At 36.0% G+C, this 278-nt stretch carries 1 rRNA gene; it reads left to right on the plus strand.

The features are described 5' to 3' along the window. Window positions 1-130: 130 nt before the first annotated feature. A 5S ribosomal RNA gene (gene rrf / locus DZ60_RS0110995) occupies window positions 131-239 on the plus strand. Window positions 240-278 lie beyond the last annotated feature (39 nt).

A 278-nucleotide genomic window follows, 5' to 3' on the forward strand; every position in this document is an offset into this window, starting at 1 on the left:
TACCCTCTTTTAAGTATTGTATTTTTAAATCAATATGTTAACTTATTATGTTAGTAGTAAGTATATAGTACAAAGTATAGAGATTTTATCTCCTTACTAACTACTCAATACTTAGGTACTAATAACAGCTTAAGGTGGTTATAGCATCGGGGCTCACCTCTTACCATTCCGAACAGAGAAGTTAAGCCCGTTAGCGCCAATGGTACTACAATCCGTGGGAGAGTAGGTCGCCGCCTTCCTTGAAAACCCTTCATAATACTATGAAGGGTTTTTTTTAT

The sequence above is a fragment of the Aquimarina pacifica genome (assembly GCF_000520955.1).
Taxonomy (GTDB): Bacteria; Bacteroidota; Bacteroidia; order Flavobacteriales; family Flavobacteriaceae; genus Aquimarina; species Aquimarina pacifica.